This is a genomic window from Pseudomonas sp. SM4, from assembly GCF_051913165.1.
In the GTDB taxonomy this organism is placed as follows: Bacteria; Pseudomonadota; Gammaproteobacteria; order Pseudomonadales; family Pseudomonadaceae; genus Aquipseudomonas.
In genome coordinates, this window is sequence record NZ_JBODOE010000002.1 from 405,736 (window position 1) to 430,064 (window position 24,329).

Annotated in this window: 23 protein-coding genes; 8 read left to right on the plus strand and 15 right to left on the minus strand. The window is 60.6% G+C overall.

All coding sequences use genetic code 11. The annotated features are described in order from the left end of the window. Positions 1-107 precede the first annotated feature (107 nt). Positions 108-2,474: a tetratricopeptide repeat protein gene (locus ACQ4MY_RS04765; RefSeq protein ID WP_440094040.1), complete on the plus strand. Its 2,367-nt coding sequence runs from the start codon at positions 108-110 to the stop codon at positions 2,472-2,474. Positions 2,475-2,624: 150 nt separating this feature from the next. Here ACQ4MY_RS04765 and ACQ4MY_RS04770 read toward each other — a convergent pair whose 3' ends face one another. The 3 genes from ACQ4MY_RS04770 to ACQ4MY_RS04780 all read right to left on the minus strand — a co-directional run bounded on the left by ACQ4MY_RS04770 (position 2,625) and on the right by ACQ4MY_RS04780 (position 5,969). After that, positions 2,625-3,599, minus strand: coding sequence for a hypothetical protein (locus ACQ4MY_RS04770; protein WP_008079337.1), 975 nt, complete (start codon positions 3,597-3,599; stop codon positions 2,625-2,627). 220 nt (positions 3,600-3,819) lie between these two features. After that, positions 3,820-4,299 carry a DUF934 domain-containing protein gene (locus ACQ4MY_RS04775; RefSeq protein WP_440094042.1) on the minus strand — a complete coding sequence of 160 codons (480 nt, stop codon included), beginning with the start codon at positions 4,297-4,299 and terminating at the stop codon, positions 3,820-3,822. Continuing rightward, positions 4,296-5,969 carry a nitrite/sulfite reductase gene (locus ACQ4MY_RS04780; protein WP_440094044.1) on the minus strand — a complete coding sequence of 558 codons (1,674 nt, stop codon included), beginning with the start codon at positions 5,967-5,969 and terminating at the stop codon, positions 4,296-4,298. Before ACQ4MY_RS04780 ends, ACQ4MY_RS04775 begins: the two co-directional genes overlap by 4 nt. 345 nt (positions 5,970-6,314) lie before the next feature. Between ACQ4MY_RS04780 and ccoN the strand changes: the two genes are divergently transcribed. Further along, positions 6,315-7,742: a cytochrome-c oxidase, cbb3-type subunit I gene (ccoN, locus tag ACQ4MY_RS04785; RefSeq protein ID WP_008081554.1), complete on the plus strand. Its 1,428-nt coding sequence runs from the start codon at positions 6,315-6,317 to the stop codon at positions 7,740-7,742. Between the two features lie 18 nt (positions 7,743-7,760). Continuing rightward, entirely contained in the window at positions 7,761-7,979 is a 219-nt protein-coding gene (locus tag ACQ4MY_RS04790) for a hypothetical protein (protein ID WP_008081551.1), read from the plus strand. A 149-nt stretch (positions 7,980-8,128) separates the two neighbouring features. Here the strand turns inward: ACQ4MY_RS04790 and ACQ4MY_RS04795 are convergent, their stop codons facing one another. Continuing rightward, positions 8,129-8,620, minus strand: coding sequence for a hypothetical protein (locus tag ACQ4MY_RS04795; protein WP_440094045.1), 492 nt, complete (start codon positions 8,618-8,620; stop codon positions 8,129-8,131). Between the two features lie 211 nt (positions 8,621-8,831). Between ACQ4MY_RS04795 and ACQ4MY_RS04800 the strand changes: the two genes are divergently transcribed. From ACQ4MY_RS04800 to ACQ4MY_RS04815, 4 genes are all read left to right on the plus strand, one after another. Beyond that, positions 8,832-10,220: a hypothetical protein gene (locus tag ACQ4MY_RS04800; RefSeq protein ID WP_440094047.1), complete on the plus strand. Its 1,389-nt coding sequence runs from the start codon at positions 8,832-8,834 to the stop codon at positions 10,218-10,220. A 74-nt stretch (positions 10,221-10,294) separates the two neighbouring features. Then, entirely contained in the window at positions 10,295-11,263 is a 969-nt protein-coding gene (locus ACQ4MY_RS04805) for a hypothetical protein (protein WP_008081546.1), read from the plus strand. After that, positions 11,260-11,715, plus strand: a complete 456-nt coding sequence (locus tag ACQ4MY_RS04810) for a DUF2599 domain-containing protein (protein ID WP_440094048.1) — start codon at positions 11,260-11,262, stop codon at positions 11,713-11,715. Before ACQ4MY_RS04805 ends, ACQ4MY_RS04810 begins: the two co-directional genes overlap by 4 nt. Before the next feature lie 115 nt (positions 11,716-11,830). Further along, positions 11,831-12,523: an aspartate/glutamate racemase family protein gene (locus tag ACQ4MY_RS04815; protein WP_440094050.1), complete on the plus strand. Its 693-nt coding sequence runs from the start codon at positions 11,831-11,833 to the stop codon at positions 12,521-12,523. A gap of 1 nt (position 12,524) precedes the next feature. On the opposite strand, the gene ACQ4MY_RS04820 is transcribed toward ACQ4MY_RS04815, so the two are convergent. Then, positions 12,525-13,043: a GNAT family N-acetyltransferase gene (locus ACQ4MY_RS04820; RefSeq protein WP_440094052.1), complete on the minus strand. Its 519-nt coding sequence runs from the start codon at positions 13,041-13,043 to the stop codon at positions 12,525-12,527. Positions 13,044-13,287: 244 nt separating this feature from the next. Between ACQ4MY_RS04820 and ACQ4MY_RS04825 the strand changes: the two genes are divergently transcribed. After that, on the plus strand, positions 13,288-14,079 hold the full coding sequence (locus tag ACQ4MY_RS04825) for a hypothetical protein (RefSeq protein ID WP_440094054.1): 792 nt from the start codon (positions 13,288-13,290) through the stop codon (positions 14,077-14,079). Positions 14,080-14,122: 43 nt separating this feature from the next. On the opposite strand, the gene ACQ4MY_RS04830 is transcribed toward ACQ4MY_RS04825, so the two are convergent. The 10 genes from ACQ4MY_RS04830 to ACQ4MY_RS04875 form a co-directional block, all read right to left on the minus strand. Continuing rightward, complete coding sequence (locus tag ACQ4MY_RS04830) at positions 14,123-15,103, minus strand: LysR family transcriptional regulator (protein ID WP_008081536.1); 981 nt, start codon at positions 15,101-15,103, stop codon at positions 14,123-14,125. 162 nt (positions 15,104-15,265) lie between these two features. Further along, positions 15,266-16,213 (minus strand): peptidylprolyl isomerase, encoded by a 948-nt coding sequence (locus tag ACQ4MY_RS04835; RefSeq protein WP_440094056.1) that lies wholly within the window; start codon positions 16,211-16,213, stop codon positions 15,266-15,268. Further along, positions 16,210-16,680, minus strand: a complete 471-nt coding sequence (locus ACQ4MY_RS04840; RefSeq protein WP_008081531.1) for a YbjN domain-containing protein — start codon at positions 16,678-16,680, stop codon at positions 16,210-16,212. Before ACQ4MY_RS04840 ends, ACQ4MY_RS04835 begins: the two co-directional genes overlap by 4 nt. Before the next feature lie 30 nt (positions 16,681-16,710). Next, positions 16,711-17,340 carry a DNA repair protein gene (locus ACQ4MY_RS04845; RefSeq protein ID WP_440094058.1) on the minus strand — a complete coding sequence of 210 codons (630 nt, stop codon included), beginning with the start codon at positions 17,338-17,340 and terminating at the stop codon, positions 16,711-16,713. A 17-nt stretch (positions 17,341-17,357) separates the two neighbouring features. Further along, positions 17,358-19,055 (minus strand): putative porin, encoded by a 1,698-nt coding sequence (locus ACQ4MY_RS04850; protein ID WP_440094059.1) that lies wholly within the window; start codon positions 19,053-19,055, stop codon positions 17,358-17,360. 40 nt (positions 19,056-19,095) lie between these two features. Beyond that, positions 19,096-19,800 (minus strand): energy transducer TonB family protein, encoded by a 705-nt coding sequence (locus ACQ4MY_RS04855; RefSeq protein ID WP_440094060.1) that lies wholly within the window; start codon positions 19,798-19,800, stop codon positions 19,096-19,098. 3 nt (positions 19,801-19,803) lie between these two features. Further along, positions 19,804-20,229, minus strand: coding sequence for an ExbD/TolR family protein (locus tag ACQ4MY_RS04860; RefSeq protein ID WP_007915482.1), 426 nt, complete (start codon positions 20,227-20,229; stop codon positions 19,804-19,806). Between the two features lie 11 nt (positions 20,230-20,240). Next, positions 20,241-22,037 carry a DUF2341 domain-containing protein gene (locus ACQ4MY_RS04865; RefSeq protein WP_440094061.1) on the minus strand — a complete coding sequence of 599 codons (1,797 nt, stop codon included), beginning with the start codon at positions 22,035-22,037 and terminating at the stop codon, positions 20,241-20,243. Between the two features lie 14 nt (positions 22,038-22,051). After that, on the minus strand, positions 22,052-23,650 hold the full coding sequence (locus tag ACQ4MY_RS04870; protein WP_440094063.1) for a ShlB/FhaC/HecB family hemolysin secretion/activation protein: 1,599 nt from the start codon (positions 23,648-23,650) through the stop codon (positions 22,052-22,054). Between the two features lie 59 nt (positions 23,651-23,709). Beyond that, positions 23,710-24,321, minus strand: coding sequence for a transposase (locus tag ACQ4MY_RS04875; RefSeq protein WP_008081526.1), 612 nt, complete (start codon positions 24,319-24,321; stop codon positions 23,710-23,712). Between the last annotated feature and the right edge of the window lie 8 nt (positions 24,322-24,329).

Consider the following 24,329-nt stretch of genomic DNA (forward strand, 5'->3'; position numbering starts at 1 on the left):
CGCAGCGGATCACAACCGTCATTTGACAGACGCACGCGAGACGGCAAAGCTGCACCGAGCTTGAACGCACGCCAGACGGCAAATGCACCTGGACTACGGAAGTCGCAATGCCCAAGCATAAAAATAAAACAGCACAACCTGACCCTGATTCGTCTCGACCTTCTTTTTTTTCGCGCTACGTGTTCCCCCTCACCATCGGTGTGCTGCTGGCCGCCGTGGCGGGCATCGGCTGGTTTCTGTTCAGCCCTGCACCGGTGCCGGTCAAGGCGCCGCCGATCACTGCGCCCGCACCAGCCCCTGCTCCAGCCAAGCCCGAAGCGGTGGCGCTGAAGCCGGCAACGATGGTCGACGAGCAACAATGCCAGGGCTGCCACACCGAGCAGGTCAAGGACTGGCAAGGCTCGCATCACCAATTGGCGATGCAAGCGGCAAACACCGAAACGATGCTCGGCGACTTCAACAACGTCACCTTCAAGGCGGAAAAAGACACCACGCGCTTCTCGCGCAAGGGCGATGAGTTCTGGGTCAACACGCCCGGCATCGACGGCAAGAATGCCGACTTCAAAGTGGCCTACACCTTCGGCATCGCGCCGCTGCAGCAATACCTGCTCGACGTCGGCGAAGGTCGCCTGCAAGCCCTCGGTGTGGCGTGGGATACCGAGAAGCACCGCTGGTTTCATCTCTATCCCGGCCAGGGCGTGAACTTCAAGAATCCACTGCACTGGAGCAAGCCAAGCCAGAACGCCAACTTCATGTGCGTCGAATGCCATACCACCGGTTTCAAGCGCAATTTCGATGCCGCGAGCAATACCTTCAACAGCCAGTGGAACAGCCTCGGGGTCGGTTGCCAGGCTTGCCACGGTGCGGCATCCAATCACCTCGAATGGACGAAGAAAAAAGGCGACCTGATTCACCAGGGTTTCGACGTCGATCTCAAGGACAAGGACGCCACGGTGGAAATCGAAACCTGCGCCCGCTGCCACGCACGCCGCGCACCGCTGGGCGATGGCTACACCGTCGGCAAACGGCTGATGGACGATTACCTGCCGAGCACCCTCACCCGTGAACTGTATGCGCTGGACGGCAAGATCAAGGACGAAGTGTTCGAGCACGGCTCATTCCTGCAAAGCAAAATGTTCGACAAGGGCGTGCGCTGCAGCAACTGCCACAACCCGCACAGCAACGAACTGAAAGCACCGGGTAACGCGGTGTGCCTGCAATGTCACAACACCGCGGGCAAAACCTCGGTCGAAGGCGTGGATGGCAAAGGCCTGCAAGCAAAAAACTACGACTCCATTGAACACACCCGCCACACCTTGGGGCAGCCCGGTTCGCAATGCGTGGATTGCCACATGCCCGGCAAGTTCTATATGGGCAACGATTTGCGCCACGACCACAGTTTCAGCATTCCCAACCCGGAACGCGCGCAGAAGCTCGGCACACCGGACGCCTGCCTGACCTGCCATCAAGGCAAGGCCGGCGACAAGGTCACGGCGCAGTTCAAATTGTGGAGCGCTTCTACCGCCCCGCAGGCACCGCGTTACGACGAAAGTCTGTGGCTGATTCGCAATGGTCAACCCGGCGCCGCCGATGCGCTGTATGAGCAGTTGCAGCGCAGCGATCTGCCAGCGATTCAACGGGCGACGTTGCTGGCGGAACTGCCGCTGTACCCGAGCGAGCAGGCCCTGAAACTGGCGACTCAGGCCTTGAATAACCCGCAGCCGCAGGTTCGTGAAAGCGCGGTGCGGGCGATCAGCGCGTTCTTGCCGCCACCGGAACGCGCGCCGTTGTTATCGCCGCTGCTGGGCGACCCGGTGAAAGCGGTGCGCATTGTCGCGGCGCGGGACTTGCTCGGGGTCGCCCGCAGCAACGCGCTCGGCGCAGCGCAAGCCCACTGGGAGTCGGCAATTGCCGAGTACGAAGCAGTGCAGAAAAGTCTTCTGGAACGCGCCGAGGCCAATCTGAATCTGGCCATGCTGTATCAGGCCAGCGGTCGTGGCTCGGAAGTCGAAGACTTGCTGCGCGCAGCCCTCAAGCGCGACCCGGATTTCTACCCGGCACTGGTCACACTGGTGCAGTGGCTGGAAGCCAATGGTCGCGGGCAAGAGGCGCAAAAGCTGCTGCAGGACAGTCTCAAGGAACACCCGGACGCCGCTCTGTTGCAGCACACCCAAGGCCTGTCGCTGATCCGCGCCGGCAAGCCTGGCGAGGCCATGTCAGCGCTGAAAAAAGCCGCGCAACTGGAGCCACAGAACGCGCAGTACGGCTACGTGCTCGCGGTGGCATTGCATGAAAGTGGCAAGGTCGATGAGGCGTGCGAAATACTCGAAGGCCTGCTCAAGGTTCAGCCGGCAAACCGCAACGCGCGGCTGTCGCTGATCCAGTGGTACCTCGACAGCGGGCAAGAGCCGAAGGCGCAGGTGCTGCTGCAAGGCTGGAAGAAAATGAACATGGGCGACCCGGCCCTGAAATAAAACCCTTGGCCCGCAATGTTCAATGTAGGAGCTGCCGCAGGCTGCGATCTTTTGATTTTGGGACGCCGAGCGACCTCGGCGGCATTCCCACGCAGAGCGTGGGAACGATCAATCGCAGCCTGCGGCAGCGCCTACAGGTTCAGCGCAGATTCACCACGAGGAGGTTTCGCCACTGCGCAATGCCATCTCGCGGCGGCTGTTGATGTGCATCGCCTTGATCAGCGACACCGTGCCCACCAGCAAAATCGCCGCCCCCAACAGGAAATCGATGTTGTACAGCTGGAAGTCCTGCACCGGACCGATCAGCAATACCCGCACGATCGCAGCGCCCAACAGCGTGGCGAGGAAGTCGATCCCCGGCTCATTACGGTAGAACACCAGCAACAACGGCAGGCACAGCACCAGCAGCAGCAACAGCACAACCACCTTGAACGAACCCTTGCGCTCAACACTGAACGCGCATTCGTGCGGCCCGTACGCCTTGTAGTCGTCGTCGCGGATCATCGAGTTTTTCTCGTTGATGTAGTCGACGCGGTTGTACTTCTGGATCGGCGTAAAGGTGTTGGACATCTCCATCAGCGTGGTGATGTTCTTGAAGCGCAGGTCGATGCGCTCGCTGCCCTTGAGGTAATAGAGCACCGGTTTGTAGCCGTAGCGATAGGTGTCGAACGGAAATTCGGTGACCTGGCCCTGCACGCCGATCGGGCGTGGCTCAAGCTCGGCGGAGGCGCTTTTGTTGGTGGCGGACAAGTTGCGGCTCAGTGGCTGCAGCTTGACCTGTTCAAGGAAGATCGGCGTGACGCCATAGGACCACTGCAACGGCTCCAGGCGCAGACGCAGCTCGTTGCGGCCCAAGTCATATCGATTGAAAGTGCGTTCCGAGACCACCAGCGAACCGCTGAGCATGAACTCGCCGCGCAGGTTGTTGGTGACGCGCAAGGTCAACTGATCCTTGCCCAGCAGCGCTGCTTCAGTGGACGGCGGTGTGCCGCACCACGCGGTGCTTTCGCCGACACCGCCAAGCTGGCCGCCGCTGTTTTCCTTGAATACGTAAAAGTAACTGGCCCACAGCGTCAGCAGCAAAAGAAACGCTGTGAGGCCGAGAATTTTTTTGCCCGGACTCACTGATCAGACTCCCTTCTTCGGTTCCATCGTCCAGCCGAAAACCCGCTGGCGACGGCGACTCTACCAAAAGGCCATCAGTGACCCAAGGGAAAATGCCTGATTCATGAGGTTTCTAGGGGTTTCCCCGGTGTACATCGAAGATCAAAAGATCGCAGCCTGCGGCAGCTCCTACAATTGACCTCATGTAGGAGCTGCCGCAGGCTGCGATCTTTTGTAACCGTCAACGCCGACGAAAAAGCGGACGCGGCTCGATCACCGAACGCCCATACAACACGCTCATGCCAGCCAATCCTTTCAGCGCATCCTCAGCCGATTTGTCCTCACGCACGGCAAAACTGTCAAACCCGCACTGGCGCATATGGCTGAGCTGATCACGCAGCACATCACCAATCGCGCGCAACTCCCCGGCCCACCCGAACCGACTGCGCAACAGATACGCCTGGCTGTAGGCGCGGCCATCGCGAAAACTCGGGAAGTCGAGTGCGATCAACGGCAGTGATGCGAGCCACGGCACCAGGCTTTCCACCTCATCGTCCGGGCCGAGCCACACGGCGTGGGTCGAGGGTGACTCCAGCCAGTGTGCCAGCGGCAACATCAGCAAACCTTGCGGCCTCGGCATCGAGGGCTCACGTAGCAGCGTCCATGGATCATCCGTCACGATCCGCGCCACGCCCTGCTCCAGCCGCAACAGATTGTTCATGCTGTCGCCTCCAGCGTCTTCGGATAGACCCGCTCCTTGAATGGCTCCAGGCCGATCCGCGCAACGGTGTCGACGAACAATTCCTCATGCTCGCGATAGCGGACAAACGTGCCGATGATCCGCTCGATCACCTGCGGCACTTCAGCGGCGCTGAACGACGGGCCGATGACTTTGCCCAACGCACTGTTTTTGCCTTGGGCGCCGCCGAGGGTGATCTGGTACCACTCACTGCCGTTTTTATCGACACCGAGAATGCCGATGTTGCCGATGTGGTGATGGCCGCAGGCGTTCATGCAGCCGGAGATGTTCAGGCTGATATCACCCAGATCGTGCAGGTAATCGAGGTTGTCGAAACGCGCCTGAATCGCCTGGGCGATCGGGATCGACTTGGCGTTGGCCAACGCACAGAAATCACCGCCGGGGCAGGCAATGATGTCGGTGAGCAAGCCGACGTTGGCGCTGCCCAGATCGTGTTTGCACGCCAGTTGCCACAGCGCAAACAGCTCGGATTTGGGCACATCCGGCAGGACAATGTTCTGCTCATGAGCAATGCGGATCTCGCCAAAACCAAAGCGCTGCGACCAGTCGGCCACCGCCAGCATCTGCCCGCCCGTCACGTCCCCCGGTGGCGCCGCCATGCCCGGTTTGGTCGACAGCACCACGCTGGTGTAGCCGGGCACTTTATGCGGCTGCACATTGCGTGCGACCCAGCGGGCAAACGCCGGGCTCTCGGCCAGGTGCGTGCCGAAGTCCAGATCAGTGCCGGCCAGTACACGATAGTCCGGCGGCACGAAGGCGCTGGCGACGCGCTGATATTCAACCTCGGTCAACTGCGCGGGGCCATCCTTGAGGTGCTGCCATTCCTCTTCGACTTCGTTGGCGAACGCCTCGATGCCCAGCGCCTTGACCAGTATCTTGATCCGCGCCTTGTACTTGTTGTCGCGCCGGCCATGGCGGTTGTACACGCGCAAAACGGCCTCGACGTAAGACAGCAAATGCTGCCACGGCAAGCCTTCACGAATCTGCAAGCCAAGGATCGGCGTACGCCCCAGACCACCGCCAACGATGACCCGCAGCAACATCTGCCCGTCGCGGCCAGGATAAAGATACAGGCCGATGTCATGCATCATGATCGCCGCGCGATCCTGCTTCGCCGAGCAAATGGCGATCTTGAATTTGCGTGGCAGAAACAGGAATTCCGGATTGATCGTCGACCACTGCCGCAGAATCTCGGCCAGCGGGCGCGGGTCGATCAATTCGTCTGCCGCCACCCCGGCGAAGGCTTCGGTGGTGATGTTGCGCACGCAGTTGCCGGAGGTCTGGATCGCGTGCATGTTGACCTGCGCGAGGCGTTCGAGGATGTCCGGTACCTCGGCCAGTTCGATCCAGTTGAACTGCATGTTCTGCCGCGTGGTGAAGTGGCCGTAACCACGATCGTAATCGCTGGCGATGCTCGCCAGCGTGCGCATTTGTTCGGCGCTGAGGGTGCCGTAAGGAATCGCCACACGCAGCATGTACGCGTGTTTTTGCAGGTACAGGCCGTTTTGCAGGCGCAGCGGCAGAAACTCTTCTTCACTCAACTCCCCGGCCAGGAAGCGCTCGACCTGATCGCGAAACTGCGCAACGCGCTCGAACACCAGCGCCCGGTCGTAATCATCGTATTGATACATGCCACTGCCACCTCATCAGGACGCACACAATTCCTGTAGGCCTTCGCCTGGTCGCGATAGCGGTGTGTCAGGCAACTGCTGTTGACTGACACACCGCTATCGCGACCAGGCGAAGGCCTACAGATTTTGATAGCACTATGCCGATGCAGCGCAGCACGTTACAGATTCACCTGAAGCGATAAAAACCATATCAGGGCGCGGCAGAACGCCGCAGCCAGCACTTCAATCTGATCCGCACAAATGAAAGATTCCTGAGCCTGTTTTGTTTCTGGTGGGGTTTCTACAGTGCAGCTCATGCCAGACCGGGTGGCCTGGCAAGACTTTGCAACCGTGGATGAACTGACCATGAGCACAGCAACAATCGGACAGGCTTACAACTACAAGGTCGTCCGCCAATTCGTCATCGCGACGATTTTCTGGGGTGTGGTGGGGATGGCGATGGGGGTTTTGATCGCCTCGCAACTGGTGTGGCCCGAGATGAACCTGGACCTGCCGTGGACCACCTTCGGCCGCTTGCGCCCTTTGCACACCAGCCTGGTGATTTTCGGCTTCGCCGGCAGCGCGCAATTCGCCGCCAGTTACTACGCGGTGCAGCGTACCTGCCAGGTGCGACTGTATTCCGACACCCTCGCCGCGTTCACTTTCTGGGGCTGGCAATCGGTGATCGTGATCATGCTGATCACCCTGCCGCTGGGTTACACCACCACCAAGGAATATGCCGAGATCGAATTCTCTGGCGCGGTGTGGATGGCCGTGGTCTGGGTCGCCTACGCCGTGGTGTTCTTCACCACCGTGGTGCAGCGCAAGACCAAGCACATCTACGTCGGCAACTGGTTTTTCGGCGCGTTCATTCTGGTGATCGCCATGCTCCACGTGGTCAATCACCTGTCGATTCCGGTGGACTGGTTCAAGTCGTATCCGGTGTATGCCGGCGCCACCGATGCGATGGTGCAGTGGTGGTACGGGCACAACGCGGTGGGCTTCTTCTTGACCACCGGCTTCCTCGGCATGATGTATTACTTCGTGCCGAAACAGGTCAACCGCCCGGTGTATTCGTATCGGTTGTCGATCGTGCATTTCTGGGCGCTGATCACCCTGTACATCTGGGCCGGCCCGCATCACTTGCACTACACCGCGCTGCCGGACTGGGCACAGTCACTGGGCATGGCGATGTCGCTGATCCTGCTCGCGCCGAGCTGGGGCGGGATGATCAACGGCATGATGACCTTGTCCGGCGCCTGGCATAAGTTGCGCACCGACCCGATCCTGCGCTTCCTCGTGCTGTCGCTGGCGTTCTACGGCATGTCGACCTTCGAAGGGCCGATGATGGCGATCAAAACGGTCAACGCCCTCTCCCACTACACCGACTGGACCATCGGCCACGTGCACGCCGGGGCCTTGGGCTGGGTGGCGATGATCACCTTCGGCGCGACCTATCACATGGTGCCGAAAGTCTTTGGTCGCGAGCAGATGTACAGCACGCCGCTGATCAACCTGCACTTCTGGCTGGCGACCATCGGCACGGTGTTGTACATCGCCTCGATGTGGGTCAACGGCATCACTCAGGGCCTGATGTGGCGGGCGATCAACGAGGACGGCACGCTGACCTATTCGTTTGTCGAAGCCCTGCAGGCCAGTCATCCAGGGTTCATCGTGCGCTTTGCCGGCGGGGTGTTCTTCCTCACGGGGATGTTGCTGATGGCCTACAACGTGTGGCGTACGGTGCGGGTTGCGGACGTCGCGCTGGCCCACCGTGAAGCACAGATCGCCTGAGGCAGGGAGCCGCTCGTGATGGAGATTTTCTTTGATGTGTTGGGCGTGGTGTTTCTGTGGCTGGCGGTGGAGTACTGCTTGCGGCGGGAGACGGCGGACAGCCTGGATGAAGCGAGCATGGTGCCATTTGCCGATGACCCGGAAGTAGCGCGGCGGGTTGAGCGGGCCACTGGTAAAACCGTAAACGCGGTGGCGCCAGAGGTGGCCAAACCCGGCTGGATCAACCTCGACATGTAATTCCCCCCCTGTAGGAGCTGCCGCAGGCTGCGATCGATCGTTCCCACGCTCTGCGTGGGAATGCAGCCGAGGACGCTCTGCGTCCCAAGATCAAAAGATCGCAGCCTGCGGCAGCTCCTACAGGCTTGCGTGCAAATTCAGGTTCTGGATCAGTTGCGGTCGCGCGGGATCAGGCTTTGCAATTGCTGCGCGAGGAAGTTCGCATCAAACACGAACGTGTCGGGATCTTTCAGCCCGTTGGTCTTGCGCCACTGCCACTGACCATCCGCCAACCCCACCAGCGAAATACTGCCGTACCGCGCCGCGGTCAGGCCCATCACTGCCAGTGAGATCTGGCCCGCGCTGCCCATCACATCGGGCACGAACTCCACCGGTTTGCCGGCAATCACGATGCTCAGCTTTTCGGTCTTGAAGGTCGAGGTTTCCACCGGCGTGCTCGGTCCGAAGGCGACATAGACTTCACGGCTCACTTCCAGCAGATGAGGCGCCTGCACCGGTTCCAGCCATTGCTGAATCTGCGCAAACAGCTCAGCAATCCGCGCTGCCCATGTCGCCGACTGGGTCTCGAACAATTGTTTTTTGTGCGCTTCGCTTTCGGCGTAGTGACGAAGCATCTCGCCCAGTTGTTGTACGTCATTCATTGGAACGATCCTCGGGGAGCTTGCGAAGCTTGATAGTGGCAGATCGAGGGACGCCCGTACGTTAATCCTGCAAACGCCATTGTTCCCGGCAATGGCTCGCAGCGACGAACGGTATGGATTTCGGCACCTCCCCTGTCAGATCTGACAGTAGGCACAAAGCGCCACAGCGGATTAGATGACTGCTCAACGGCAGATAACGGGAGCGGGTGACATGGCAGGCGCAAATGGCGGTAAACCACGGTCGGACATTTTCCCCCCGAAAATCCCCGGTTCGATCCCATCAATCATCCATCCGGATAACCCAGACGTTGGCATTCCGCTTTCGCTGGATAAAGACGGCAACATCGTTCTGCTGATCGAGCCCTGGTCATCCCAGGCCGAGAATGACAACGCGGAAGTGTTACTTAACGGCTCCAATACGGCGGACGCCAGCAAAGTCATCGGAGCAGGTGAAGAGAACAAATCATTCCCTCTGAATTTTCCAACCACCAAGCTCGCGAACGGCATCAACCTGATGCGCTTGCGCGTGACAAGACCCCCCCAACAACCCGAAACCTCTCTCGACCTGAAAATTCTCTTCCACACACCGCGCCCTGGCAGCGAAGTGACAGGTTCCGGCGACAACCCAAACCTGATCATGACACTACCGGCCGATGTGGTTGCCAATGGAGTCAATGCCGATCGCGCCAGTCAGGGCGTGGATGTCAAACTGCAATACATTCATATGCGCCTGGGCGATGTCATTACGCTCTACCTTGACGGCAAACCCGGCGACAAAAAACACACCGTGACCGCTGCCGAAGCCACTGCCCAGCAAATCGTCATCACACTGACCACCGCTGATTTCTGGCAGGACAATCCTCAGTTCGCATTGCGCTTCAGGGTGACGGACGTCATTGGCAACTCCTCAGGCCCGAATGCCATCTGGTCGCGGACAACCCTCATCGACGTCCACGTCAAACGCGTCGACCTCGACCTGACCGCCCCGAAAGTGCTGGAAGCCAAGGACGCAAATGGCACGGTCATCAATTTCGAGCGCGACTTCTATCGAGAGGATTTCGCCACTGTCGAGGTTGCGTACACCGGCTCCAACACCGGGCAACGCGTCAAAGCCATATTCGCCGGTCGTAATTTCAGATGGATCAGTGATGCCCAGACAGTCAACACGCCTGGGCAAATCCTGACCTTCAAAGTGCCGCGACTGGAAGTGGTCGACAGCATCCGCAGCAATGCAAAGGTTTCGTATACGGTCCAGTTGCCAGGTACCACCACCGACGTCCCTTCCAAGGAGCTCGATCTTCGAATCACAGCGCAAAAACACGCCCTCCCGGAACCGACTCTGAACGCTGCCAAGACCAATCTGCGAATTTATTACCCGACGCTTGAAGCCACTTACAAATACCGGATCGCGCTGCACGGTGTCACCACCCGTTATGGCGACGAGTTGTACATCGGGCAGGCGAATTACACCGATGTTGCGGTTCCGTCGGCGTGGCTCACGGAGAACCGGGGGAAGGACGTGTTGTTCAACTACACGCTGAAACGGGTGGGCAGCACTGATCCCATCATTTTTTCGTGGTGCCTGCGAGTCACGCTGTAACCGTACTCGACCACGCGCAAATCGCTCACTGAAAGTCTCTGCAAACGTTGTCCCACCACGACAAGGAATTCGTCATGCGTAAAATATTCGGTTTACTGGTTATCGCTTTATTGGCCGGGTGCGTACAGACCGCGACCCAACCGCCCGAGATCGTCAGCACCCGCGACATTCAAGTCCTCGATGGCGCCGCTGTCGCGACAGAGCTCACCCGGCTTTACGGGCTGACATCCGCCAACTGCAATGGCATTGATTCGCGACCAGCCTTTCTCTGTTCAGGCGTGACTCTGAGGGTCACCGAGAAAGATCCGGCCCAGAAGTACAAGGTCTGGGATCCCAGCCCCACCTCTGTGAAAAGTGGCGGCGTGTCCTTTTCCTATCTACGCAAGGATGCCAACTTCGGGCGCCTGGCATGGGGGAACAATAACGGCTATATCATCTTTCCGATCTTCGGCGCCCCCAAGGAAAAATACGATCTCGACTACCTGTGCGCTTATCCATATGACGCCTGGACAACAACCCGCAACACCAATGCCGTCTGCGTTGCTCACCCTGACTACCCCACCCAGAGCCGACTTTGCCAAAACGCTGGCGTAACCACCGCAGAGCAATGGTATGCGGTCTGGTCAATACCCGGTGGCAACCCCAACCAGCGTCAATGCGCCTTCGATGTCAGTGATGGTCGCAATCACCTGGCAGCGCCGGCCTTCTATCAATCCATACGCGCCAGAGGCCTGGCAGGCGTCAGTGGCGTCAATGAACACAACGAACTGCTGGTCAAGACCTGGTGCGACCCGACCTCGACCGATCCGAAAAAGTCCTGCACGCAAAGTGCCCCCCCGAATCAGTTTCCGCTCATGGCCTTCTTCTATATCTACGGTGGGGACAACAAAGGCCTGGCCGACGCCCAATACAACCAGAAGGATTTTCATAATTCGACCAACCCGAAAATCGTCGTGCCGATCATTCGTCTGACCCCCTCTGCCGCGAATATCGGCACCGCCACGTTCACCTACGATGCAGCCGATCAGGCGGTGACGCAATGAGCCGCTCCCGCACGTTTGCAAATGGCCTGATGTACGCGGCGGCAAGCATCGGTTTGCTCATGGGGCTCGGTTCAGTTGCACAGGCGCAAGCGCTGAAAACGGCCTCCGACCGCACCTCGATCACCGTTGTGCGCTGCGATAGATACATTCAAAGCGCCAAGTGGGTTTACCGGGACCACCAATGGTCGTTTGCGATTACACCGACGCCCTGCGGCCGTGAAACCCAACCCGACTCGACACCGTTTCTGTGGGATGAACTGACGCGCGACTACTCCAACAGCCGCTATTGGGCCAACACCCATGGCATGCGCCATCAGGTGATTTGCCATCTGGCGATCGCTCGCGACAAACCGGAATGGTTTATCGAACCAGGTCGTCCGGATGTCGGCTACGACAAAACCTTGGCAGCAGGTTGCAACCACACGGAGCCGTTGCCGGAGCCCGCACCATGACACTTGGGTAAAAGATCAGCGATACAGTTGATTGGCGCTGGCAACACGCGTTGAACACATGGACACTGCGGGCAGACCCGGACATACCCACCGGGTCATTGCCCGAGGAATTTCAATGCGTACCATCGGCCTGATCGGCGGCATGAGCTGGGAGTCCAGCGCTGAATACTATCGACTGATCAATCAGCAAGTGCGCGACCGCCTCGGGCCACTGCGCTCTGCACAGCTATTGATGTACAGCGTCGACTTCGGCCCGGTCGAACAAGCCCAGCACGCCGGGCGCTGGGACGATGCCGCAGCGATTCTGGTGGACGCCGCCCGCAGGCTGCAAGCAGGCGGTGCGGAGTGCGTGGTGCTGTGTACCAACACCATGCACAAGGTCGCGGAGCAGATTCAGGCGGCGATCGCCATTCCGTTCCTGCACATTGCCGAACCGGCCGCCCAGGCGGCGCTGGATATCGAAGCACGGACCGTCGGGCTGCTGGGGACTGCATTCACCATGGAGCAGGACTTCCTCAAGCAGCGCTTGATTGCCCGGGGGTTGACCGTGTTGATACCGGACGACGCCGAGCGCAGGGACGTACACCGGATCATTTATGAAGAACTCTGCGTGGGCGTCATCAGCGAGATATCGCGCCAGACCTACCGGCAGGTGATTGAATCGCTGACCGCGCGCGGTGCTCAAGCGATCATTCTCGGCTGCACGGAAATCGGCCTGCTGATCAAACCCGAACACAGCGCTGTGCCCCTGCTCGACACCACCGAGCTGCATGCGCAGTCGGCGGTGGCGTTCGCCTTGGGCGACTGATTCAGGCTTTGGCGACGTGGCGCAAGCGCGCCATGCTCAAGGTGTCCACCCATTGCCCGTCGCGCACCGCGTAGTCACGGAACAGCCCCTCGGTCTCGAAGCCGAATTTACGGTAGAGACCGATCGCCGCCTCGTTATCGGCGTACACCGACAGTTCGACGCGGTGCAGATTCATCCAGTTGTCGGCCACCTCCAGCGCCGCCGCCAGCAACCGGGAACCGACCCCTTTACGCTGCCATGCCACGGCGACACCCATGCCGATACTGCCGGCGTGGCTGCGCCGGATCCGTGAATAGTTTTCCAGCCCGAGATTGCCAATCACCACGCCCTGATGCAGCGCCACCAGTTGCACCACTCGCTCATTGTCCGGCATCACGCGTTTGCGCCAAACCTCGGTGGACTGAAACGGCATTTGCAGCACCTGCCGAGTCACGAACGGATCGTTGTACAGCGCAGTGATGCCCTCGACGTGGCTTTCGTTGAAACGCGCGATATGAATGGCGTCGTTGTGTTCAGGCATGGCAGGTCCTTCCGTGGTCGCTGTGTGGCCGACCACTCTAAACCGTAACCTCAAACCCGCACAAACAGCAGGTGCTGCCGAAGGCTGCGATAGTTTGATCCAGCTTCTAATTGTTCAAGACTCTCAACTCAAAACAGTTCACTGCCGGGCACAAACTCGCCCCACCTGTCAGACCTGACAGGTGCATTCCCCCGCAAAAAACGCTTTGATAAGTCCTGCCGCGCATACATAGGAGCGTCCTTCAGTGACCACTTCCGATCCGTTCGTCGTCACCATTTTTTACCCGCCAAGGGTCAAGGGCCAGACCACTCCCGTCGAAGGCGCACATATCGGTGTGCCGCTGAACGCCTACGACCTGGTCAGTGATGGCAAAGGTGCCGAGGTCAAGGTCGATCCGCCATTGTCAGGCACACTCAAATCAGGTGATGTCATGACCCTGTGGCTGCAAGGGGAAGCCGCCTTGCTGAGCGCGCAAACGGTTGAGGACCCGGACGCGTGCATTTTTTTGCGTATTCCCACCGGTCGGTTACAGCCGGACCGGGTCAACGAGCTGTATTACACGGTCGAGCGCAAGCGCCAGCACATCGGTACTTCCGAACCTGCATTGAGGGTTCTTTACAACGCCGTCCGCCCAGGCCTGAAACATCAAACACGCTACCCGGGCGGACACTCCGAACTGGCCCTGGTGCTTCCCGACGCCATCAAAAACGGCGCCGGCGCAGATTTCGTCAGCGCGCAGCTCAGCGTGTCCTACCCCTACTGCCGCGCCTATGACCGCATCAGCCTGAAATGCAACGATGAACACCTCAACGTCAGCGTGAGCAAAGACGAAGCGCCGCAGCCGCCGAACCCCGGTTCGGCGGCACCTACAAGCATTCTCCTGACTGTCGACCGCGCGTTTCTCGACAAGGCCAGGCGTGTGGATCGCAAACTCAGCTTCTCCTTCACCGTCACCGATCAACTGGGTAACGGTCCGGACCCCGATACGCCGTGGTCGTCCGTGCAGACGGTTGACGAAAACCTCGGCGGTCACTGATTGCCAGGTGACTGACGCCGGCGTCGGGCAACCCCGACCCGCCTCACGCCTGAAACCACTCCCGGCGCTCGTTGAAGGTGTGGTGGATCAGCTCGATCAGGGTTTGCACTTCGGGTACCCGCTCGGATTCGGCATTCACCGCCAGCCATGCCTGTAACTGCATGGGTTCGTCGAACAGGCCCGGCAACGCCACCAGTCCCCGATCAAAGCGACTCATGTAGGTCGGCAGTAAACCGATGCATGCGCTGCAGCGGATCATTTCCAGCATCAGCTCGTAGGATTGCATTTGCACCACGCCGGCCAGCCGTTGTTCAACCAGCGTATTCCAGGGGCGAAAGCTGTCGATCTGTCGATCGTGTTGCCATTGCACCAGCATGAAATCGGCCAGATCGTCGGTAGTGTCCGGGCGCGCGGTGACGCGGGAGTAGCGTTTGGCGATGTGCGGCAGATAGTCCAGGCGCGCCAGGCGTTGCGCTGCACCCGTTGCGAAGGTCGGGCCGGGATGCGGGGTTTCACCGTGGGCCAGCCAGAGCACGACATCGGCACTGACCGCGCGCAAGGACAACTCGCTGTCCAGCGCAATGATGTCCAGACGCACACTGGCGTTGCGGCGCAGCAAAGCGATCAGATCACGGCCGAGGATGTCATGCAGGATCGATTCGGCGACGGCCAGGCGAATCAGCGGTTGTTCGACCACCGGCAATGTGCGCTCGTGGGCCAACGCCACCAGTCTGGCCTGCAATTGCTGACCTTCGCGGGTCAGGCTCAGGGCACTGCCCTGAAAGCTGAACAACGAGTGCTGCAGGTCTTGTTCGAGCTGCGCCAGTTGTTTGCGCAGCAGGGTCGAACGCACGTTGAGGCTGCGCGCCGCCTGCATGAAGCAGCCGCAGCGGGCGCTCACCAGAAAATATTGCGCAATCTCGGCATCGATCGTTGCGGCATGCTCCAGCCAGCAATCGCCTTTGTCCTGCGCCCAACGATACTCGGCGCTGCCCTGTCGTCCTGCGGGTTCGGTGAATGACATCGATGACTCCCTGTCGATCTTTGTATTTTTTGGATGTCCACACATCCCCGTGTGGGAGCTGGCTTGCCAGCGATGAGGTCGGCACATCCAACTTCACTTGTGCCTGACACTCCGCCATCGCTGGCAAGCCAGCTCCCACAGGGGGATGCAGTGATGGCGAAATCAGCGTTTTGCCTCGAGGACTTTGTTGAGTTCGGCGCCGTCGATGCTCAGCGTGGCGGTGTCGAGCATGCCGTCCAGGTAGGCCTGGGCGATCTGTTCCTGACGCTGGCCGCGCAGGGCCTGGGTCAGTTGATCGCGCAATTCATCAAGGCTCGCCGTGCGCGCCGGTTGTTGCTCGGTGAGTTTGATCACGTGAAACCCGGCAGCGCTTTGCACGGGCTCGGAAACGGCGCCGACCTTGAGCCGAGCGACGGCGCCACGTACTTCCGGCACCAGTTGTTGCAACGGCTGCAAACCGCTATCACCGCCGCGTTCAGCGGTCACTCGATCCTGCGAATATTGAGTCGCCAGTGCAGCAAATTCCGCCGGCATCGCCTGAGCTTTTTTGCTCAACTCCGTAGCCTGTTTGCGCACCGCTTCCAGCGCTTGCGGATCGCTCACCCCGAGGAAAATCTGACTGACCCGGTACAACGCCGGGGTCTGCCAATTCGCCTTGCCGGCGTCATAGGCCTGCTGCAATTCAGCCGCACTCGGGTAATCTTTTGGCACTTCGCTGACCGAGCGCAAGTAATCACGAAAGACGATCTGCTCGGTGGCTGCCCGGGTCTGCCGCGCCACATCCGGACGCTGTGCCCAGCCTTGCGCATCAGCCTGTTCCAGTACCGCTTTCTCGGCCAGACGTGCACGAAGCCAGCGTTCCAGCGCTTCACGATTACCGCGCAATTGCTCGCGGGTTTCCGGTGGAACTGTCGCCAGCAATGCCTGCAATTCCTCAGGCGACACCTGCTGATTACCCAGACGCGCCACCGCTGGCCCCGTAGCAACCGCCGCCAGTGGCGACGATTGCTGCGCGGCGACCGGGTCACTGCCCGGTCGCACCACCAGCGCCACGGCCACCACCAACAGCGCCACCGCAGCGGCGCTGATCACCATGGCAGGCTTTTTCACAGCGCGACTTCCTCTTGCTCGGCGACGGCGACTTTCGCGGTTTGCGCCGTACCGGCCTGAGTGAAATCACGCAGATAAACGATGAACTCCTGCAACAGGCGATCCCACAGTTCCAGATTGCCGCGCAGATGATCGTTGCTCACACCCGCGGCCACCACTACGTCCATTTCCATCACCAGAAACTCGCCCTGCAACGACAACCGCGCGAAACGGCGCGTGGCGTTCCACTGCTCGGCCACTCCCTTGGGCAACTCACCCTGTACGCGCAGTGCACAGCTGAAGGTGAAATCGACGTAGCTGCCCTGCTCCACCGCCGGATTGCCGAAACGCACGGCGTAACCAATGCCCTGGCTGGCGCTGAGCAACTGGACGATGCCGTTCTGCTCGGTTTCGTTGACGCGATAACCGGCGGCTTGCAGGACTTCGGTCAGGGATTTTGGCGATACGTGGGTGATCAATTGAGTCATCGTTTCTTCCTTGTTTATCCGTCTTTTAAATCAGTGCGAGAGCGCGGCTTGCGGCGCGTCGAATTGAGTCTTGTAAAGGTCATCACCGAAACCTTGGGCCAGTTCATCGAACTTGACCCGGGCGCTGCCCGCGAAGGGCTGGCGGATCTTCATTACCTCGGCCACATCGATGTTTTCGTAGGCGGTGAGGATCTGTTTGGCGACGCCGTACATCTGCTGATTCTTGACTGAACATTGCTGCACTTGTGTGTCACGTTCAGTCAATTGCGCTTGAAGCTTAGACCGTTCTACCTCTTTGGCACGGGCCATGACCAACAGCTCGTCATAGGCTTTTTTGAACTTGCCGGTCTGCTCGGCGCTGGCCGCCACTTGCGCCTGCGCCTGGCTGTGCAGGCTCTGTTGCTGCCCGGCCAGTTGCTCGGCGACGCCTTTGGCTTTGGCCAGTTCGGCGGTCAATTGCTTGATCTGCGCCTGCGCTGCCTTGACCTCGTTCTGCGCCGCCAGTTGCGCGGCGCTGGCCTGGGCTTGCTGGCTTTGCAGGGCCTGCAACTGCTGGGCGGTGCTGCGCAACTGGGTGCGCAAGCGCTCTTCCATGCCTTCGGCACTCGCCCCGGTGGCGATCAACAACCCAAGCCCAAGCGATAACAAACGCGTTTTCATAACCCTCTCCCGGCGCCTTAGAAGCGCGTGTTGAGCTCAAGCTGCAAGACGTCGATGTCGAACGGCGCGCCGTACACCGCTTCGGTGCTCATCCAGCGACCCGTCGCATAAACGTTCTTCGCCAGACCGTAGTTGCCGCCGATGAAATAGCCCTTGGCGTTGGTGCCGCCGAGGTGGAACGACGAGTCGTTGAAACCGTCCGGCAAGGCATCCGGCTGGATGTATTTGTAGCCGGCGAACATGTTCCAGTCGCCCTGCTTCTTCAGCTCCAGCGCACTGCCGAGGGTGAACTGCACCATCCACGCATTGGCGCCGCTTTCGATGTTGCCGTTGCTGTCGAGGTTGTTGACGATCTGCCCGGCCGAGCGCTTGCGCATGTCGCCTTCGTCGTAGCTCAAGTTGTGGATGTAGTTGCCCTGGCTGCGCAACTTGAAGTCTTGCGGCAGGTCGGCGTCCCACACCACGTTGAGATCAAGCAGGTTGAACTCGGAGGCCAGGCCGACGTATTGCGGTTGCGGCGTGGTGCTCGGGTTGAGCGGGTTCGGGGTGATGTCGCGCAGCAGGAACACGCTGTTGCCCTTCTGCATGAACGCCGCGCGGCTGCCATCGCTGTCGCAACCCGGCGCGCCGGCCCACGGTTCGCAAGGGCTGGAGCGTTCGCCCTGAATGTCGTCGAAACGGTAGTAAGCCAGTGCGCCCTTCAGGCGGTTGTTGCTGTTGATCGCCCACTTGGCGCCGACTTGCGCACCGTACAGCCACTTGTTGTCGCTCTCTTCCTTGTCGAAACCGTTGCTGCTGGTGGTGTCGTTGGTGTAGTCCACCGGGAACGCGCCGACGGTGCCGAACACGCCCCAATCGCGGTTGAGCTTGTGGTCGAAAATCGCCGCCACGCCGTCGAAATTCAAGTCGTTGGAATAGAGCATGTCGGTGGACATGAACGGGTTGGCGAAGCGCCCGCCGGTCAAGGTCAGCTCATCCGTCGGCTTCCAGTTGAGGTAACCCTGATCGAGCCAGATGTCTTTCTTGGCGAAACCACCGCCGAGGCTTTGCGTGGTCGATACCGGGTTGTTGTCCGAGCCGGTGCCGATGCGAATACCGGCGGTCCATTCCGGCGAGATCACCGCTTTCATGCCCAGCCGTGCGCGGATGCGGAACTGATTGGTGCGGTCTTCGCGGGTGTTGAGCAGCGGCGGCAGGCTGGTGCTGCTGTTGGGGTTTACGTCGTACGGGCCGTTGTTATTGAGCTTGGCGAAGTCGACGATTTCGTTGCTGTTGTTATCCGAGTAGTAGCGCGATTCGTCGCGCAGGCGAATGTCGCCGTCGAAACTGATGCGCGCAGCCCATTCCGGGAAGCTGTTGGGCGCGGCCCAGTTTTCCTGTTTGGCGGTGGCCATGACTTCGGCCTTGACCTGATCGCGGATCTGGTCGCGCACCGCGGCCGGCACGTATTGCACACGCACATCGCCCGGCGCCGCCACCGGGCCGGCGGCTACGGCGGTCGATGCCGCAGCCTGCTTGGCTTGCGCGGCTTCGTTCTGCGCCTGAGCGATCAGTGCGTCGGCCTTGTCCTGTTTCAAAATGCCCTGCTCGACCAGCAAGCGGATCAGATTGATCGTGGCGTTCTCCGAGGGCGCAGGCGCTGCCGCCGCCTGACCGACCAAGGTCGCGATGACCATGCCGACCGCCAGGGACAATCGATTCACGTTGGAAATCATCTGCACACAACTCCTTTTGGCGAAGCTTTAAAAATGAGGGTTAACCCGGACGCCGCCCTTGCAGGGACAGGCGCACAGGCAAAGTGATGGAGGCCGGAGGCCGTTCGCTCAGGGCCGAAGCACCGCGTAGCGCGGCCAGCACCTGCGTATCAATCTCGGGATTGCCGCTGGACTTGATCAGTTCGACGCGGGTGATCTCGCCGACGCTGCTCAGCCACACATCGGCCTGCAACGAGAACGCGAGGTTGCGCAGCTCAGGGTTCTCGCGCAGCAAACGCTGGAAGGTGAACGCCAGAAACTGGCTGTACGTCCCCGTGCCCAAACGCCCACCACCAGTGCCAGCCATGCCGCCGCCCTTGCCCGCGCCGATGTTGAAAGCGTCGTTACCGGACTGAGCGTCGCCGTCCATTTGCATCGGGTTGGCCAGATCGTCCGCCGGTGATGGCGGGGCTTCCTCTTCGGGCTTGACCTCTTCTGGCTCGGGTGTCGGTTCCGGCTCGACGACTTTTTCTTCGACCGGGGTTTCTGGCTCCGGCGGTTTCTCAGGGGGCGGTGGAGGTGGTGGCGGCAACGGAATGATCGTCGGCACCTTCGGCGCTTCGCGGCGGATGCCGCTCATGTCATTCGCCCACTGCCACAGGAACCACGCCGCAAGCGCGCCGATCAGCAATCCGGCGCCCCACTTGGCGTAACGCAGCGCCGGTTTTTTCACGGGCAGCGGCTCGATCGGGAGTTGTGCAGTCATGACTCAGCCCTGACTCGGTTTGCCGGTCACAAGACCGACCTGGGACAGTTCGAGCCGGCGCAACAGGTCCAGCACTTCGATGACTTTCTGGTATTGCACGGTCGCATCACCGCGCACGATCACCGGGAAGTCCGGGCTCTGCGCCTTCTCGATGCGCAGGCGTTCTTCCAGCTCGGCCAGCGTCACCGGGTAAGCGTCGAGGAACACCTGGCCGCCGTCGTTGACCGAAATTGCCTTGGTCTTGGCCTCGGACAGCGACACGGAGGCGCTGGCCTTGGGCAGGTTGATCTGGATCCCGGAAACCTGTGCAGTGGCGGTGAGGATGAACATCACCAGCACCACCATCAGCACGTCGACCAGCGGGGTAATGTTGATGCTGTCCACCGCGGCATCTTCGTCATCGTCGTGGGAGGCATTTACGGACGCCATGTCAGTGTTCCTCAGGCCGGTACGGAATGGTTGGCGTGATGGCCGCGATGCGACGCCTCACTGAACTGGCTCTCGCCGTGCATCTCCGCCAGCCGGGTGATGAACTCGTCGACGAACACGCGCATGTCGGCGCTGACTTCCTTGTTGCGGGTGATCAGGCGGTTGTAGCCAAACAGCGCCGGGATCGCGACGAACAGGCCCATGGCGGTGGCGAGCAACGCGGCAGCCATGCCCGGCGCGATGGCGTTGATGTTGACGTCGCCGGCCATCGCGGTGCCGAGGAACACCACCATGATCCCCAGCACCGTGCCGAGCAGGCCGATGTACGGGCCACCGGCGATGGCGTTGGACAGGGTCGAGAGTTTCGAGCTGAGCTGCTGGTTTTCGCGGGTACGCACGCCGTCCATCGAGCAGCGGATCGCTTCGATGGTCGCTGCGGAAACCGACGAGGTATCGGCGCCCTGCTCGCGGCGGGTGCGGATCTCTTTGACGGCCACCAGGTACAGGCGCCACAGCGACGAATGCTGCAAACGCTGGGCGAGTTGCGCGTCGTCGGCGAACATCTCCAGACGCGTGCCGACCTTGGCGAATTGCACGCGGAAGTCTTCGTTGGCGGCAGACACACGGCTGAGGCTGCGGTTCTTGCGCAGCATGATGATCCACGACTGGAACATCATCAGCACCAGCACGGCGATGATCACCCAGGCGTCGATGGGCACCGCGTTGAGCAGGAAACCGAGGCTGCCGAAACCGAAACCGGACTGCTCTTCGTCGACACCGTAAGCGACCAGTTTCGACTCGGCGCCTTGCGAGGTAGCGTCAGCCAGCAACAGCGGTGCCGGACGGGCGACTTTCGACAGGCGCAGTTCGTCGATGGCGCCCACGAACGGCTGGAACGGACCTTCGTGCAGATCGGCGCCGATGGCCATGACCGAGTTGAAGGCCGGCATCGCCTGAGCGAAGGTCGCGCCTTCGCGGCCATTGATGTACAGGGTGACTTTGGCGCCTTCAGCAGTCAGCGCAACGTGTTGCCATTGGCCAGGATTCAGCGCTTGCGTGGCGACGGCACGTTGGCCATCAATTTCTATAAACGGCACGCCTTGGTTTGCACCGATCAGCAGACTGTTGGCGCCTTCACGACGGGCGAGAATCAGTTGTTCGCCACTGGCCTGATCCAGACGCAGCCAGGCGCTGAAGGTGAACGCACTGCCAGCGTTGTGTTGCAGCGAAGGGCTGGCCGGCAGCAACAACGGCTGACCGCTGAACTGCAACGCGCGCCCTACTACACCGTCAATCGCCGCGCCGGTCGCACTTTGCGCCGTGTTGCCATAGGCGGTGGTGTCTTTGGCCGGGGTGCCGGTGGCGCCGTCGAAGTGATAGAGCGCGGTGTAATTGGGGTCGAAGGTCAGTTGGCCGTTGCCGGTCGCCGGGGCCTTTTGATTGCCGTAATACATCCAGATGTCCTGGCGCTGACCGCCCTCGACATTCGGCACATCGACCCAGACCAGCGCCATGCCCATCAGCGCGTCGAAGCTTTCGATCTGATGATTGAGCACGGTCTTGTCATCGGCGGCGACAAAGCGCAGATCCGAGCCGTCCTCCTTCACGCCGTCAAAGGTGAAGTTGCCGGTGTGCAGGCGCACCAGCAGCGCGGTGCGGCCGAGGGCCTGATTGATCGCCGCGCCTTGTGGCGTGGTGTCGACGGCAATCTGTTTGCGGTAGTGCCAGTCGTCCTGCCACCAGGCCTGAGCCGTGGCCGGGAGCACGAAGCCCAGGCAGATCAACAACGAAAGGAAGAGGCGCTGCATGAACGTGCTCCTTGTCAGAAAGTGGCTTGAAGGTTGAAGTGCAGGCGCGATTCCTGTTTCGAGGTGTTCGGCCCTTCGAGTAGCGGGTAGCCCCAGTCGAGGCTGCCGGACAGCCATTTGCTCAGGCTGGCGCGGGTGCCGAGGCCGACGCTGGCCAAGGCATAACTGGCGTCCTGATCCGGCAGCTCGTCGCGCAGGTACAGTTGCGCGCCTTCGGCAAAGGCGTAGAAACGCCAGTGCTGCATCCATGTGCCGGCGTACTTGGCCAGTGATGGCGTGCGCAGTTCCTGACTGAGCAGCAAACCGTCATCGCCGGTGCGTTCGGCAGCCAGATAGCCGCGTACTGAAGTGGCGCCACCGGCGGAGAATTGTTCGTTGGAAACCAACGGCCCGGAGGCGAGCTGGAACGCGGCTTTGCTTGCGCTTTGCCAGTCGCTGTCGAAGGTCCACGTGTAATTCGTGTCGCCCTTGAGCACGGCGAAACTCGGTTTGGCGCGGTAGCGTTTGTAGTCGAAATCTTCGTCGGAGCTGCCGTAACCGAAGATGCTGCGAGTGGCGGCAACCAGGCTCAGACCGAGGCCGAGCTGGCTCTTCTCGGTGTAGCGATAGCCGTTGTAGGCGAAGGTGAACGGTGCGTATTGCAGTGGGACTTTGTCGCTTTCGCCGGAGAGGGTCAGGCGTTCGTCGAAGTCCTTGAAGTCGATGCCGGCCGACAACGAGTTCGACCAGTTGCCGCTCGATGGCAGCGTATAAATCGCCGAGACGCCGTAGCTGTGGCCCTTGCCGAGCACGTTGCTGCCGCCGATGGTGGCGACGTTGCTGTCGGACTGGTAACCGGAGAACTGCACGCTCCAGCGATCGGTCAGCGGCGCGCTGTAGGAGCCCGACCAGACCTTGGCGTTGTCGGTTTCCTGTGGCGCGGTGAAGAACGTCAGGTTGACGCTGTGGCCGAGCTGCCAAAGGTTGTTGTAGCCGAGGCTGGTGACGGTGCGCAGCTTTTCCGTGTCGGCGCTGTAATCGTTGTTGAGGCCGACGCTGGCGGTCCACGGGTTCTGATCCTCGACCTGCAAATCGACGTCCATGGTGCCGGGACGCTGACCTTCGCGCACCAGCGGCATGACTTGCCGGCCCGGGGTTTTATTGAGCTGCGCCAGTTCACCCTGAACCTTGGCAAAGTCCGGCACCTCACCCTCTTTCAGCGCCGGCACGTCGTCGCGAATGTCCAGCGGCGAATAGTGTTTGGCGCCGACCACACGGACGCGGCCGACCTTGGTTTCGCTGACTTGCAGATAGACGATGCCGTCGGCGACGGCTTGCTCCGGCAGCTCGACGAACACCGACTGATAGCCGCGCTCCTGATAGGCTTTTTGCAACGCGTCGCGCGCGCCTTCGATATCCGTGAGGGCTTTTTGCGGGCCGAGAAACGGGTACACCGCCTCTTCGATCGCCCGCGCATCGAGCACGGTATTGCCGCGCACGAAGTATTCGTTGACGTCGACCAGACGCTGCGCCGCTGCGTTGTCGGCAGCCTCCTCGGCCAATGCCGGCTGCGCGCCCGCCGTCACCAGCAGCCAGCCCCACAGCGCCAGCCGTGACTTGAAAATCGGTTCCACACTACCCCCTGAATTCGCGATGACCTGTTGGCGCTTGCGCGCCTGGTGTGTTGCCGCTGTTAATTGCTGACGTGCGGGGCACAGGCGTGCTTGCCCAGCCACGTGTGCAGCAGCGCGAAGTTCAGCGAGAACTCGGGCATTTGCAGCAAGGCACCGCAGAACACTTCGCCGATGATTTTTTGAATGAGCAGCACCGCCCGTGGCTCGTTGAGCAACGTGGTGATGTCGCGACTGAGGACGTTGAAACTCCAGACTTTCTGGTTCAGGCCAAGACCTGCGAACCAGCGGAACAGCAGGTTGTAGTTGAGCTGTTCATACAGTTGCTGCTCGCTGGGCACCGAATACAGCAGTTGCAGAAGCAGGATGTGCATGACCGTTTGCGCAGGGATCAGCATGCCGGGCTCGGCATCGAGGTCGAGCAGGAGGTCACGGTGGGCATCGAGCAAGTCGTCGATCTGCGGGCGCAGCAACACCAGCGAATGGCCCGGCGGAATGTAGCTGGAGACCTCTTTCAAAGCGCCCTGCCAGTCATCCTGCGAGACGATCCAGACCCACGGCGCGCCGTAGCGATACACCGAAACCGGCTTCTTGCGCGCGGCTTCGACGATCTTCGACAGGCGTTGATCGAGTTCCTGCATGCCCACTTTCGAGTAGCGTTCCATAGTCCCCATTGCCTCAC